This is a genomic window from Agaribacillus sp. DX54 (assembly GCF_056858335.1).
This window is the reverse complement of sequence record NZ_JBXEQE010000004.1, coordinates 53,059-68,123: the sequence shown is the minus strand read 5'-3', so window position 1 is coordinate 68,123 and position 15,065 is coordinate 53,059. Positions and strand designations below refer to the sequence as shown.

At 43.7% G+C, this 15,065-nt stretch carries 9 protein-coding genes; 5 read left to right on the top strand and 4 right to left on the bottom strand.

Annotated features, from left to right (window positions below):
* Positions 1-1,455 (bottom strand): DUF1501 domain-containing protein, encoded by a 1,455-nt coding sequence (locus AC04NP_RS06235; protein WP_482858657.1) that lies wholly within the window; start codon positions 1,453-1,455, stop codon positions 1-3.
* 13 nt (positions 1,456-1,468) lie between these two features.
* Complete coding sequence (locus tag AC04NP_RS06230) at positions 1,469-3,793, bottom strand: PSD1 and planctomycete cytochrome C domain-containing protein (protein WP_482858656.1); 2,325 nt, start codon at positions 3,791-3,793, stop codon at positions 1,469-1,471.
* Between the two features lie 465 nt (positions 3,794-4,258).
* On the opposite strand from AC04NP_RS06230, the gene AC04NP_RS06225 reads away from it, so the two are divergent.
* Positions 4,259-4,633 carry a DUF1987 domain-containing protein gene (locus tag AC04NP_RS06225; RefSeq protein ID WP_482858655.1) on the top strand — a complete coding sequence of 125 codons (375 nt, stop codon included), beginning with the start codon at positions 4,259-4,261 and terminating at the stop codon, positions 4,631-4,633.
* 48 nt (positions 4,634-4,681) lie between these two features.
* Here the strand turns inward: AC04NP_RS06225 and AC04NP_RS06220 are convergent, their stop codons facing one another.
* Entirely contained in the window at positions 4,682-6,163 is a 1,482-nt protein-coding gene (locus tag AC04NP_RS06220) for a S1C family serine protease (RefSeq protein ID WP_482858654.1), read from the bottom strand.
* Positions 6,164-6,336: 173 nt separating this feature from the next.
* On the opposite strand from AC04NP_RS06220, the gene AC04NP_RS06215 reads away from it, so the two are divergent.
* From AC04NP_RS06215 to rseP, 3 genes are read left to right on the top strand one after another with little or no spacing between them, the layout of a single operon-like run.
* The gene (locus AC04NP_RS06215; protein ID WP_482858653.1) at positions 6,337-7,839 is read left to right on the top strand and encodes a GH3 auxin-responsive promoter family protein; all 1,503 of its coding nucleotides are present in this window, start codon (positions 6,337-6,339) and stop codon (positions 7,837-7,839) included.
* A gap of 12 nt (positions 7,840-7,851) precedes the next feature.
* Complete coding sequence (locus AC04NP_RS06210; protein ID WP_482858652.1) at positions 7,852-9,015, top strand: 1-deoxy-D-xylulose-5-phosphate reductoisomerase; 1,164 nt, start codon at positions 7,852-7,854, stop codon at positions 9,013-9,015.
* A complete protein-coding gene (rseP, locus tag AC04NP_RS06205) occupies positions 9,016-10,344 on the top strand; it encodes an RIP metalloprotease RseP (protein WP_482858651.1) in 1,329 nt (442 codons plus the stop codon).
* Positions 10,345-10,399: 55 nt separating this feature from the next.
* On the opposite strand, the gene AC04NP_RS06200 is transcribed toward rseP, so the two are convergent.
* Positions 10,400-12,376: an OmpA family protein gene (locus AC04NP_RS06200; protein WP_482858650.1), complete on the bottom strand. Its 1,977-nt coding sequence runs from the start codon at positions 12,374-12,376 to the stop codon at positions 10,400-10,402.
* 207 nt (positions 12,377-12,583) lie between these two features.
* Between AC04NP_RS06200 and lon the strand changes: the two genes are divergently transcribed.
* Positions 12,584-15,058, top strand: coding sequence for an endopeptidase La (lon, locus tag AC04NP_RS06195; RefSeq protein ID WP_482858649.1), 2,475 nt, complete (start codon positions 12,584-12,586; stop codon positions 15,056-15,058).
* Positions 15,059-15,065: the final 7 nt, after the last annotated feature.

Below are 15,065 nucleotides of genomic sequence, written 5' to 3'. Positions count from 1 at the left end.
TTATGCGATGATTCCTTTCACTAATTTACCGTGCACGTCTGTCAGCCTGAAACGGCGCCCCAGGTGTTTGAAGGTAAGTTTCTCATGATTAAGACCTATTAAGTGGAGAATGGTGGCATGGAGGTCATGCACGTGAACGGGATCCTCAACGATATTATAGCCAAATTCGTCGGTCTTACCATAAGTTATCCCGGCTTTGATCCCTCCACCGGCCATCCATAGGCTGTAACATCTCGGATGATGATCGCGGCCGTAGTTCTCTTTGGTTAATTTGCCCTGACAGTAATTTGTACGTCCGAACTCCCCTCCCCATATAACCAGGGTTTCATCCAGCAGGCCCCGCTGTTTTAAGTCAGTTACCAGTGCTGCCGATGCCCGGTCGACATCCTGAGCCTGCATGGGCATTTCACCTACAAGATTGCCATGTTGATCCCAACCCTGATGATATAGCTGAACAAATCTCACACCGGATTCAGACAACTTTCTGGCAAGCAGGCAGTTGGCAGCATAGGTGCCAGGCACCAGACAATCGGGCCCATACATCTTGATGATATGATCCGGCTCCTTTGAAAGGTCTGTGATCTCCGGTACAGCGGTTTGCATGCGGTAGGCCATTTCATATTGTTTGATCTTGGCATGAATTTCCGGATCCCCAAATTCCCGGTATCCCATCTCATTCAGAGACGCCAAATGATCCAGCATTTTCCTGCGACTTGCCATATCCATGCCTTCCGGATTATTAAGGTACAGAATGGGATCTTCTCCGGAACTGAACTGCACACCCTGATGGATGCTATCCAGAAAGCCGTTAGTCCACAATTTGGAATACACCCCCTGTCCATTCCCCCGGCCTCTTGACAACAGGACGCAAAACGCCGGAAGGTTTTTATTTTCACTGCCTAAGCCATAACTCAGCCAGGCGCCCATACTGGGCCGGTTGCCTACCTGCGCCCCGGTCTGCATAAAAGTCAGGGCCGGATCGTGGTTGATAGCCTCGGTATGCATGGTTTTTATCACACAAATATCATCGACTATCTTGGCTATGTTCGGGAATAACTCACTTACCCAGGCACCTGACTGGCCGTATTGGCTAAAGGCAAACTTGGAGCCAACCAGCGGAAATTTTTCCTGATTGGCCGTCATACCGGTAAGACGCTGGCCACCTCTTATGGACTCAGGTAAATCTTCGCCAAACATTTTGTTGAGCTTGGGTTTGTAGTCAAAACTCTCCAGTTGGGAGGGCGCACCATTTTGGAAAAGATAGATAACACGTTTGGCTTTGGAGGCAAAGTGCTTGAAGCCAAGGGGCACCCCCTCACCTGCTTCGCCTGTACTTTTGAAGATATCAGGTGCCAGCAAAGAACCCAGTGCCACTCCGCCTACACCCAACCCCAGCTTGCCCAGAAAATGGCGGCGATTAACGTTTAAGCGATTTTCCAAAAAAGGTTTTTCCATACTATTTGTATTTTTAGCTTTTAGTGATGGCTTCTTCCATGTTATATATCGTATGAATGACCTGCATCAGTGCAGCCACTTCTATATCATCTTCCGCCTCCTGTTTTGGGAATTCTCCGATGGTGATAAATTTACCGGCTTCTTCCGGATGTCCGGCAAAACGTTCGAGCTCATCCTGAAAATACGTCGTCAACAAAACTTTTTCTTTTTCATTCGGCTGACGGCACAGAATCAACCGGAAGGCTTTTTCCACCTTCTCTTCCACCGAAAGCGGGGTCACCACCAGCTTTTCAGACAGTACCCTGGAGGCCTCCAGAACCGTGGGGTCATTCAGCATCACGAGTGCCTGTAGCGGCGTATTGGTTGTCAGACGCCTTACCTCACATTGGTCCCTGTTCGAAGCATCATACATCAACATCATGGGGGGAGGTACAGTGCGCTTAATAAAAGTATACATTCCCCTGCGATACAGATCATCACCATGGTCCTGAATATAAGTTTGCAACAGCCCCCGGCCCGAGGTCGACGATTCCCAGATACCTTCCGGCTGATAAGGCTTTACACTGGGGCCACCAATTTCAGGGTTTAGCAATCCGCTGCTGGTCAACACATGATCCCTTACCATTTCTGCACCCAGCCGGGTCCGGTTTGCCCTTGACAAATAGATGTTTTCCGGATCTTTTTCCAGCTTTTTTTTATTTATTTCAGATGATTGTGTATAGGTGGAGGACATGACAATTTTTTTGATCAGTCTTTTAATGTCCCAGCCGTTATTCATGAAATCGAGGGCCAGCCAATCCAATAATTCAGGATGTGAAGGCAGATCGCCCTGCATGCCGAAATCGCCTGCAGTTTTCACGATGCCCCGGCCAAAGATTTCCTGCCAGATCCGGTTGACAAAGACCCTGGAGGTAAGTGGATGGGCCGGGTCCAGCAGCCACCTGGTCAAACCCAGACGGTTACTTCCGAGTTTGGTGGTATCATATTTTAAAATCGCTTCAGGTGTGTCAGCATATACTTCTTCAGCTTTCGCATCATAATTGCCCCTGGTCAGAATGTGGGTGTTCCGTAATCCCATGGAATCCTTCATCACCATCACTTCAAGCTTAGTGGTGTCTTTTTTATTGACAAATGCCAATAAATTCTTAATATCCTCTTCGGTAATCTGCATGTTGGGTGGGTCGGCAAAGGAAGCATCGATCGTCCCGAAAATGCCCTTTTCAGGGACATGATTAAAAAATGCAAAGGTGCTGAAATAGTCTTTCTGAGAGATAGGATCGTATTTATGGTCGTGACATTTGGCGCATTCGAAAGTCAATCCCAGAAAGGCCTTGCCAAACGTATTGGTACGATCTGTTACGTATTCTATCCTGTATTCTTCATCTATGACCCCACCCTCCTGCGTAATTTTATGGTTTCGGTTAAAACCGGTGGCCAAAATCGTCTCTTTGGTCTTGTCTGGCAATAAATCACCTGCTAACTGCCAGGTAAGAAACTGATCATACGGATAATTTTGATTAAAAGCATGAATGACCCAATCACGCCAGGGCCACATCGTCCTTAAACCGTCATCCTGATACCCGTGTGAATCGGCGTATCTGGCGACATCGAGCCAGTGGATGGCCATCTTTTCTCCATAATGTGGGCTTGTCAGCAATTCGTCCACCAGTTTTTCATAAGCTTCGGGAGACGTATCGTTTATAAATCTTTCCTGAAGCTCCAGCGACGGAGGAAGCCCAAGCAAATCGAATGATACCCGCTTCAGTAAATGATATTTGTCTGCCCTTTGATTGGGAGATAAACCCGTTTCCTCCATTTTGGCCAACATAAAATGATCGATCTCATTGGTAATCCAGGACTCATTTTTTACCGCTGGTGGTGTTACAGGCTGGGGGGCGACAAAAGACCAGTGAGGTTTATACTCAGCACCCTGATCAATCCACTTTTTAATCAGTTTTATTTCGCGATCGGAAAGCTTCATGTTAGAAGAGGCGGGTGGCATCACCTGGGTGGTATCGGCAGAATTAATCCTGATGTAAACCTCAGAGTCCTCTGCCTTACCCGGAACAATGGCATAACGGTTATGATAGTCTTTTAACGCCGCCAATGCACCTTCCCTGGTGTCCAGCCGGAGTTCTTCTTTTCTTTGATTGGCATCGGGTCCGTGACAGGCAAAACATTTATCGGAAAGAATCGGCCGGATGTGAAAATTAAAATCCACTTTATCCGGAATATCCGCTACTCCGGCAGAGGGTTGGCATTGCGTAAAAAAAATTGCTGCTATAAGCAATGTGGAAATGCCAAAATACAAAGATCGTCTTTTTATGTTCACCTTCATCGACTGTAACATTTCTAAAGAGCCATTCCCGCAGAACAGGTGTAAAAGCTCCATTGGTGATTTAATTGATTTCCAGCTTAATTTTAAGCCTAACATTCAAACTACATCGATTTGCCATACCGATGCTATCAAATGAGGTCAAATTACATTTCGTCACCCTGCATTTGTTAAAAAAATATCAAGCCCGGCCCACCATCCAATAAATATACTTAAAAATTATTTTTAATTTAAGAAGACTTTGAAAGAATTGCCCTTCTGTTAGCAGTACTCATAGGCATTAAAACAAAAACTATGTGAAAATCTTACAATGCCAAACGCCTGTGATCAGTGAAGCAATATTAAATTTCCCTTTCACCCGACAGGATGAGCCTCGCAGAATAAACAAATATCTAAAAATCTTACTTACACAGATTTATGTTTGAAGTTTTCGCTAATTTTAAAGCATTTAAATGCCAAGATTACAAGATGGAACATTTAGTTATTAAAAAATCGGGTGAATTTCCGGAAGTTAAATTCGATCACAAAAAAGGTAACCTGAAAATATCAGGCACTTCTTTTATGGAAGACACCGTTGCGTTTTATACACCCATTATGGACTGGTTGAATGCATACAAATCGACCCCAAATGACAGTACCGAATTTACCTTTGCCCTGGAATACATGAATACCAGCTCTTCCAAATTTCTATTGGATATTTTTCATATTCTCAATGAAATCCATCAAAAAAACCAGGGTGTCAAGGTAATATGGTGTTATTATGAAGACGATGAAGACATGGAAGAAACCGGCAAACAATACGAAGAGCTATTCGACCTCCCCTTCACCTTCCAAATCTCCTAACCCCCCATTTTAATTTTCACTTTCATTTTCACTATCCCCCAACGCCCCCTAAAAATAATACGAATAATAACCCCTGACTCCCCTTTCATTAATCCCCTCGACCCTGACACTTCCCTCAATATTTTCCAGGGTTTCGGCCAGTTGTTTCGGGGTTTTCATCGGTTTGCGATTAATTGCCGTAATAATAAATCCTTCCCTGATACCTAACCGCCTGAAAAACCCGTCTTTTACCTTAAGTACCCTGATACCGTGATCAATGTCCAGTTGATCCCTTTCTGCCAGTGAAACTGTTTCAAACTCCACCCCCAAGGCCTTGGAAGTGTAGATTTCACGTTTAATGAGACTTGTGGTGCCCTCCCTGTTGGTAAGGGTAAGGGTTTTGTTTTTAATTTGGTTGTCGCGTTTGAACAGGATATTAATACGGTTTCCGGGCGAATAATAGCTTATCCGCTCATCAAATTCACTTTTGCTGTCCACTACATTTTGATCGATTTCCAAAATAACATCACCCTTTTGCAATCCTTCTTTTTCTGCGGCGCCATCTCTTTGGATATAGCCTAAGACCACGCCGTTGAGATCAGTTACACCTATGGTTTCAGCTATTTCCGGAGTGAGGTCAAGTACCTCTGCACCAAAAAATGCTTTCTGAGTTTCCCCGTAGTTGATCAAATCCCTGACAACTTTTTTCACAATGTCGACCGGTACAGCAAAGCCATACCCTGCATAAGAACCGGTCCTGGACAAAATGGCAGTGTTTATTCCCACCAACTCACCCCGGGCATTAACCAGGGCACCTCCGCTATTGCCCGGATTAATGGCCGCATCAGTCTGAATGAAAGACTCGAGAGGAAACCGCCCCTTTAAAATGTTGATGTCCCGTCCTTTGGCGCTGACAATACCTGCCGTTACCGTTGAAGTCAGGTTAAACGGGTTGCCTACGGCCAAAACCCACTCACCCACAGCAAGATCCCCGGAACTGCCCAACCGGATGGCCGGGAGCCTTTTTTCCTCTATTTTCAATACAGCCAGATCGCTGGAGGGATCCGTTCCAACCACTTGTGCGGGATAAATTTGTTTACCATGTATAACTTCGATGATATCGGCGTCATCTACCACATGATTATTGGTGACGATATAACCGTCGGCAGTATATATAACTCCTGACCCACTTCCTGAAGTTTGTCCTCTGCCTCCTTCAAAAAACCAGTCCAGCCATGTTCCCCTGCCATATTCCTGGCCGGATATAGTTTTTATAAAAACCACAGAATTAGTACTTTTTTGAGAGGCTTCGACCAGATCAGGCCTTGATACAATTGTCTCTATGGCCGAACCTGAATTTTCTGTTACGGATGACCCGGACGTTGCCTTACTAACCGTTTCCTTAAGAGCGACGTAACTGGGATCCGCCTGCGGTGTATTTTGGCTATCTGATAATGCCATATCATTGCCAGGCTGGAAATAATCGTAGGTAAAGGCACCTCCTATCCCGCTTAGAAATGCAATTACTATCAATAATAGGTTCTTTTTCATAGCTATAATTAAGTAGTTATTATCTATTTTGTCTCAAAAATAAACCCTGCCAATTATTTAAAAAGTGGTTTTAACACAATTTAACATTAATCCGTCACTCCCCTGCCGGTACGGTCAAGGAATAGAAACATAAATGCAATAATGTGAAATCCCTTTATTAGATTTGCATGATTATGGGATTTAGATCTGTACTAAGCAAACCTTTTGCCAGTTATATTATCCATCAGCAAAACAAATGGGTAAAAAAACCAGGTTTTTATCAGGCCAAAATATTCAACCGCCTGATCGCGCGTGCACGGGACACAAGGTTCGGTAAAGATCACGGTTTTGCGGAGATCAAGAATTATGATGATTTCAGGCGACAAGTGCCGACTGGTGACTATGAGGCCATCAGACCCTACATGGAGTTAGTAAAAAAAGGGGAAAAGGATGTGTTATGGCCGGGTTCGCCTATCTATTTTTCCAAAACCTCAGGCACCACATCCGGTGTAAAATATATACCCATTACCCGTGAGTCTATTTCCAACCATATTGACACTGCCAGAAATGCATTACTGAATTATATCCATGAAACCGGAAATTCAAAATTTGTAGATGGAAAGCTGATTTTTTTGTCTGGAAGTCCTGAGCTTACCGACACGGCCGGAATACCTACCGGGCGGCTTTCCGGCATTGTTAACCATCATGTGCCTGATTACCTGAGAGGAAATCAAATGCCGAGCTATGCAACCAACTGTATGGAGGACTGGGAGGCAAAATTGGACAAAATCATCGATGAGACCCTGAACAAAAACATGACGCTCATATCCGGTATTCCGCCTTGGGTGCAAATGTATTTCGATAAAATACAGGAAAGGACGGGAAAAAAAATTAAAGATGTTTTCCCGCAATTCTCTTTGTTTGTATATGGTGGAGTGAACTTTGAACCCTATAAGGCCCGGCTGTTCGATGCCATAGGCAAGGTGATCGACTCAGTGGAAACCTATCCGGCATCCGAAGGGTTTGTGGCGTTTCAGGACTCCCAGACCCAGGAGGGGTTGTTACTTAACCTGAACAGTGGTATATTTTTCGAGTTTATTCCTGCCGAAGAATATTTCACCGATCATCCCCGGCGCCTTACTGTAGAAGAAGTAGAAACAGGTGTCAATTATGCCATTATTTTAAATAATAATGCAGGTTTGTGGGGGTACTCTCTTGGTGATACAGTAAAATTTATCTCCAAAAATCCTTACAGGTTATTGGTCACGGGTCGAATAAAACACTTTATCTCCGCCTTTGGAGAGCATGTTATCGGTGAAGAAGTGGAGAAAGCCATGAAGTATGCCATGCAGGAGCATCGGGAAGTAGACTTAGTTGAGTTCACCGTTGCGCCACAGGTGACACCGGCGGAGGGGTTACCACTGCATGAGTGGTACGTGGAATTCAATAATGCCCCTTCTGATTTGATCGCTTTTGAAAAAACTTTAAATTTGCATTTGCAAAAGTTAAACACCTATTATGACGATCTTATTTCAGGAAACATTTTGAGAAGTTTAAAAGTGGTGAAGTTGCAAAAAGATGCATTTAGAAACTACATGAAGGCGCAGGGAAAGTTAGGTGGTCAAAATAAAGTCCCCCGATTATCAAATGACAGAAAAATTGCTTCCGGGCTGGTTCCCTTCATCATTAATCACTAACATGAAAAAGCATTGAAACAGGAAGGGAAAAGACATATAGCCATTCTGGGGTCCACGGGCTCGATTGGCACACAGACCCTGGAGGTGATAGGGCAACATGAGGATCGATTCATCGCAGAAGTGCTCACCGCCCAAAACAATGCCGGTCTGCTTATCGAACAGGCACAAAAGTATAAACCCAATGTGGTGGTAATCGGTAATGAAGCGCATTACGACCGGGTCTTTGCCGCCCTGGATCCCCTGGATATCAAGGTTTACACAGGCGATGATGCCATATGTTCGGCAGTGACCATGGATGATGTCGACCTGGTAGTGACCGCCTGTGTTGGTTATGCCGGCTTAAGACCTACGATCAGGGCTATCGAGGCTGGCAAAAACATTGGGCTGGCAAATAAGGAAACACTGGTTGTGGCAGGAGAGTTGGTAACCGGGCTGGCCCTGGAGCACGGCGTTAATATATATCCAATCGACTCCGAACATTCCGCCATATTTCAGTGCCTGGTCGGAGAGTTCAGGAACCGGATTGAAAAAATAATTTTAACCGCTTCCGGAGGCCCTTTCAGAGGAAAAGACAAGTCATTTCTGGCTTCGGTCACTAAAGAACAGGCGCTCAGGCACCCCAACTGGGAAATGGGTGCGAAAATAACCATTGACTCTGCCTCTTTGATGAATAAAGGACTGGAAGTAATCGAAGCTAAATGGTTGTTCGGTTTAAAAACCGATCAGGTCGAGGTGGTAATCCATCCCCAGTCCATCATTCATTCCATGGTGCAATTTGAGGACGGATCTCTTAAAGCGCAACTAGGTTTGCCGGATATGCGTATTCCTATACAGTTTGCGCTGAGTTATCCGAAACGGTTAAAATCTGATTTTCCCAGATTTAACTTTGCAGATTATCCGTCATTTGATTTTGAAAAACCGGATACAGATACTTTTAAGAATCTTCGTTTAGCTTTTGAGGCCATTGACAGGGGTGGAAATATGCCCTGCATACTCAACGCTGCCAACGAAGTGGTTGTTTCTGCGTTTTTAAATGATAAAATAGGGTTTTTACAGATGTCGGAGGTGGTTGAGGAATGTATGTCGAAAGTCAGTCATATAAAATCTCCTACCCTGGAAGACTATGTATCGACCGATAAAGAAACTAGAGTAAAAGCAATTGAATATATAAGGTAAATGGAAGCATTGATAATGGCGGCCCAGTTAATATTGGGTCTATCGATTTTAGTAGGAATACACGAGTTTGGGCATATGATCACCGCAAAGCTCTTTGGGATGAGGGTCGAGAAGTTTTCCATCGGATTTCCTCCGAAAATTTTTGGGGTTAAATATGGGGAAACGGAATATTCCTTAGGGGCAATTCCCTTGGGAGGATTTGTGAAAATAACCGGAATGATAGATGAATCACTCGATACGGAAAGTCTTGCCAATGAGCCGGAACCCTGGGAGTTCAGGGCAAAACCCGCCTGGCAACGGTTGATCGTTATGCTCGGAGGGGTGATCATGAATGTTTTCTTAGGGATTTTTGTATTTATTGTCCTGACATTCAATTTTGGCGAACCTTATCTTTCGAAAGAAGAAGCTAACAAACATGGATTGTACCCCACCGAATTGGGAAAACAACTTGGATTTCAGATTGGTGATAAGGTATTGAGAATTAATGGCAAAGACTATCAGCGGTTTTCGGACATCACCAGCACCGATGCAATTCTTTCAGACAATGGGTATTATGAAGTATTAAGAGGCGCTGACACCGTTATCATAAATATTCCTTCCAATTTTTTGGATATTATTTCCGACAACAAAGATAAATTGCCTTTTGTAGAACCTTTAAGGCCCTTTAAGGTAGGTGAAGTACTCACTGGAAAGGGAGCTGATTATGCCGGACTGAAAAAAGGTGATATCATCGTTGAAGCTGACAATCGCAAAATTGACTATTTTCAGGAAATATATGAGGTTTTACAAGCAAATAAAGATGAGGAAATAGACCTTAAATATATGAGAAATGGCGCCCTCCAATCCACCAAAGCCTATGTTAATGAGGAAGGGCAGCTAGGTTTCGCCATTGACAGCCAGTTGGCATATAGCAGAATAGAATATAGCTTTTGGGCCTCTATTCCCCATGGCACAAAAAAAGCTTTTAAAATTATCATCGATCAGATAAAGGCTTTCAAAAAGATATTAAGTGGCCAGGTTTCGGCTTCTAAATCATTGAGTGGCCCTATTGGCATTGCTCAGATATTCGGCTCCACCTGGGATTGGCTGAATTTTTGGACCATGACCGGTTTCCTTTCCATGGTGCTGGCCTTTATGAATTTGCTTCCTATTCCGGCGCTGGATGGAGGACATGTCATATTTCTATTATTTGAAATAGTCTCAGGCAGAAAGCCCGGTGATAAGTTTCTGGAGGTGGCCCAAAAAGTGGGCATGGTTATTTTGCTGGGATTGATGGCCTTTGCGATTGGCAATGACATTTACAAATGGATCAAGGACTTATTCATATGACCTTTGAGGGGCTGTCCAATAAGTAACGTCATACCTGTTCGACAGCCCCTTTGAGTTACTCATTTTCAATAGCCTCCTCTCGTATAATTTCAAATTCAACGCGACGGTTTAATTTCTTATCCTGTGCAGTTTTTTCCTCGACTATGGGCTTGGAACTGCCATAACCCCTGGCTTCAATCCGGTCCTCTTCAATTTTCCCGAAATAGGTCAGATACTCTTTGATGGATTCCGCGCGGTCCTGTGAGAGTTTCAAATTTAACTTTTCGCTGCCATCAGAGTCCGTATGCCCAGAGATTTTTAAGTTAAACTCCGGATTATCCATCATAAAGTCCACAATCTTGTTTAAATCGCTATACATCTCTATTTTCAAGTCGGACTTACCATTATCGAACTCCAGGGTGGCAAACTCTATTCTGCTGGAAAAAGTCTCGGTCTTGCGATGATATTCGGCATCCCCGTCCAGATAAAACAGCTCTTCAATCCTGAAAAAATCATCTCCATGAATAATCAGCAGATAATTATTATTGTTGATAAGGTCAAAGCTAAAAGACCCGTCAGGCCGTAAAAACTTAGGGGCTACTTCAATACCGTGATCCAAATCAATGATTGACACAATTCCGGCCAGTGGTTTGTCTGTTCCTATCTCTTTTAGCGAGCCTTCCAGTTTTACAATAGCATCGGGTTGTGCACCCATTGGCAGTGGAAACGAAAAAAGATCGAGGTTGTTAAGGTTTTCATCCTTTGATTTCGCGTAAAACAGGTAGTGAGAGTTGGGATCGATGGTAAAGTAATATTCGCTTCCCTGCCCGTTTACCAAGGGTCCGATGTTTTTAGGCTCGCTCCAACGTCCTCCACGGTAATATGATTTGTAAATATCATATTCGCCAAAATTTAACAAATGCCCGGTAGAACTAAAATACAGCAGCGAACTGGACGGGTGATAAAACGGGCTCACTTCATTCCCACGGGTATTTACCGTAGGCCCCAGGTTTTTGGCTTCGGCCCAATTGCCTTTACTGTCTTTACAGGTAAAATATATATCCGAAAGCCCAAACCCTCCTATCCGGTCTGAAGCAAAGTAAAGTGTATCTTCCTGATGTGAAAGTGATGGTTGCGAGTCCCAGCCGCTACTATTGACTGTACTTCCAAGGTTTTTAATATCGCTCCAGGTACCGTCATCCTGTAATCTGGCCTGGTAGAGATCACAATTACCATAGCCACCCGGAGCATTACAACGGGCAAAATACAATGTATTGCCATCACGTGACAAACAGGCCGACCCCTCATTGTAGGGTGAGTTGATCCCTTCAAATTCCTGCGCCTCTTCCCAGTAACCATCCTCGCCTTTGCTGTAAAACAAATCCTCATTGGACCTGTTACTTAAAACATCTTCTGACTGGTTTCTTTGGGATGTAAAAATCAAAGTATTGTTATGAATCCCCAGTGTAGGGCCATAATCAGCCAGGTCGGAATTGATGTGTTTGCCCATGTTCAGCAGCACACCACGCGGGGGGATAAGGGTATCTACCAGCTTTCGAAATTCTACCAATTCATAATAATGCTCCAATGGCACAAAATAGTCTTTTTCATTAACCATCATAGAATCGAGATGCCGGAAAACCGCTTTTAAATCGTGCTCTTTTCTATGATGTTTCAAAATAAGGCGGTATATCGCCTTGGCTTTATTGATTTCTCCACGCATCTCTGTCAGTTTTCCGTAACGCCAGAGCCACCTTGTTTCTTTGTAAAAATTTTCAATACCAAAGTTTTTGATGTAATCTTCAAGAGGCTGATAGAGCTTTTCCCAGTTTTTAGCTCCATCTAATTTATTAATTGATTTTGCCTTGTTCTTATCCACATAATACGCTACCTTGTTAACGTTTGGAAAAGGAAACAGTTGAAATGACAGCGCCGTTTGGGAAGAGTCACTAAGTGTAGGAAGCCGCATGAATTTCCTCTTTTTCTGTTGCCCGATCGCTGGGAGGCAAAGAAAGATGGTCATCACAATTATCACGGCTTTTTTTACACACATGTCAGCCAAATTTTATTCTTAAATAATTATATTTAATAAAAATCTTGGGCTCAAACAATCAAATATGTGACAAGTTTGAGTTTATAACAAGTCATATTTACCTAAGAAATTACTTTGGCACAGGTCTTGACTAATATATAACAATCCCTTAAAAACATTGTAGCGGAGAAAATTATGTCATTTTGACACACTTGACGGGTACTAAAAATGGATGAAAGAAATAATTACCTTGATAAAATACTATTAGCTGATTTTGCTGAAGAGGACTCGGGCGAGTTGATTCAATTGATAAACCCCGAGGATGAAGTAGAAACCCTGCTTGACGTTCCTGAAAATATTTCAATTCTGCCGGTAAAAAACACCGTACTTTTCCCGGGGGTAATTATACCTATTACCGTGGGACGCGACAAATCAGTGAAGCTGGTCAAAAAAGCCTATAAATCCGACCGCATCATCGGAGTAATTGCGCAGAAAAATCAAAAAGCCGAAGATCCCGGAAAGGATGATATTTACCGGGTGGGAACAGTAGCAAAAATCATTAAAATGCTGGTATTGCCGGATGGGAATACCACCATCATTATTCAGGGCAAGCAGCGGTTTAGAATAAACAAAGTTATTTCTGAAAATCCGTACCTGGAGGCCAGTATAAATCTGGTAGAAGAGGCCTTTCCCGATGCGAAAGACAAAAAGTTAAAGGCCATTGTGCAATCGTTGAAGGAGGCGGCCCTCAAAATTCTGAAGCTGAACCCTGAGATACCCCAGGAGGCGCAGGTGACTTTGGAAAACATCGACAGCCCCAGTTTTTTAACGCACTTTTTATCCTCCAATATCAACGCTGAGGTGGCAAATAAGCAGAAATTGCTGGAAATCGATGACGGTATGACCCGGGCCACCCTGCTGCTTGAGTTTATGCTGAAAGACATTCAAATGCTGGAATTGAAGCAGGAGATACAAAACAAGGTGCATTCTGACATCGATGCTCAGCAAAGGGATTATTTTTTAAGGCAACAAATGAAGGTACTTCAGGATGAGCTGGGTTTTGAAGGGCCGGACCAGGAGTATGAATCATTGCGGCTCAAAGGCGAAAAGAAAAACTGGCCGGTTCAGATAAAGGACCATTTCAAAAAGGAACTGGATAAAATTTTGCGGATGAATCCGGCATCGGCTGAATACCCCGTAGCGCTCAATTACGCAGAGTACCTTGTAGAACTGCCGTGGGAGGAGTATTCCAAAGACAACTTCGACTTGAAAAGGGCCATGAGAATTTTGAACAGGGATCATTTTGGCCTGGAAAAAGTGAAGGAAAGAATCATTGAGTATCTGGCTGTATTAAAGCTCAAGAACGACTTAAAGGGCCCTATACTTTGCCTTTATGGCCCCCCGGGCGTGGGTAAGACTTCATTGGGCAAATCCATTGCCAAGTCTTTAAACCGAAAATATGTCAGAATGTCATTAGGTGGTGTGCATGACGAGGCAGAAATCAGGGGACACAGAAAAACTTACGTCGGAGCTATGCCGGGAAAGATCATACAAAGCCTTAAAAAAGCTAAATATTCCAACCCGGTGTTTGTTTTAGATGAAATTGACAAAGTAAATTCAGATTTCAGAGGAGACCCTTCCTCTGCCTTGCTGGAGGTCCTCGACCCTGAGCAAAACAATGCTTTCGTGGACAACTATCTCGAGGTGGAATATGACCTGTCCAAAATACTATTTATCGCGACCGCAAATTCCCTGGATTCGATACATCCGGCTTTGAGGGACAGAATGGAAATCATAGAAATTTCAGGTTATACGGCCGAAGAAAAGCTGCAGATTGCACGAAGGCATCTGATCCCCAAACAAAGAAATGAACATGGGCTGAAAGCCGATCAGGTGAGCCTTGAAAACAAGGCGATCAGTAAAATTATCGATGATTATACACGCGAATCCGGAGTCAGGGGGCTGGAACGAAAAATTGGTGCCGTAATCAGAAATATAGCAAAGTCCATCGCCCTGGAAGAAGACTATAACAAAAAAATAACCCCTGACGATGTCGTGCGCATACTGGGGGCGGAAATTTATGATAAAGAATTCTACCAGAATAACAAAACCCCGGGGGTAGTGACAGGTTTGGCCTGGACACCTGCAGGTGGTGAAATTCTTTACATAGAGTCGTCCTTGAGCCGGGGTAAAGGTAAGTTGACCCTGTCCGGCCAATTGGGGGATGTCATGAAAGAGTCGGCGATGACCGCGCTCTCTTACCTCAAATCCGAAAGTGAAACCCTGGGTATACACCATGCCATTTTCGATAATTATGACCTTCATATTCACGTCCCCGCCGGTGCTGTCCCAAAAGATGGCCCGTCTGCAGGCATCACTATTTTAACTTCGATAGCCTCCTTATATACCCAAAGAATTGTCAAAAATAAGCTGGCCATGACCGGAGAAATTACTTTGAGAGGAAAAGTATTGCCGGTAGGTGGGATCAAAGAAAAGATTTTGGCAGCCAAGCGAGCCGGAATTAAAGAAATAATTCTATGCAGTCGAAATAAAAAGGACATCGACGAAATCCAGGAAACTTACCTGAAAGGATTAAAAATTCACTATGTAGACATGGTGGACGAAGTGCTGGAATTTGCACTGATGAAAAAGAAAGCTGACAACCCAATTAATTTCGTCCTTGAAACGGTGAAACACATTTAAAAAATAG